This is a genomic window from Tritonibacter sp. SIMBA_163 (assembly GCF_046535935.1).
Taxonomy (GTDB): Bacteria; Pseudomonadota; Alphaproteobacteria; order Rhodobacterales; family Rhodobacteraceae; genus Epibacterium; species Epibacterium scottomollicae.
Genome location: NZ_JAWJBP010001241.1, coordinates 1 through 239, shown reverse-complemented (window position 1 = coordinate 239; position 239 = coordinate 1). Strand labels below are relative to the sequence as shown.

1 protein-coding gene is annotated in these 239 nt (G+C 72.8%); it reads right to left on the bottom strand.

Annotated features, from left to right (window positions below; genetic code table 11):
* Positions 1–54: 54 nt before the first annotated feature.
* Positions 55–210 (bottom strand): hypothetical protein, encoded by a 156-nt coding sequence (locus tag R0J92_RS26280; RefSeq protein ID WP_411053852.1) that lies wholly within the window; start codon positions 208–210, stop codon positions 55–57.
* Between the last annotated feature and the right edge of the window lie 29 nt (positions 211–239).

Genomic DNA, 239 nt, shown 5'->3' with positions numbered 1-239 from the left:
ATGCCTTCGGGCAGGCCTGGGACAGGGGGCAACCGACGAAGCGGCACCCGCATGTCAGGCATGGGCGACCTCCGCGAGCTCTGCCATCACGTGGCCGGGAGTGATCTCCCGCAAGGCCCGGACCGGGTGGGCGCTTTCTTCGCGCACCCGCCGTGCCACGGCGGCAAACCCCGCATCACTGTCCGTGCGCCGCAGTGTCGGGTCGGGCACCGCCGCGCGCCGGCGCGCGGTCTAGTCGT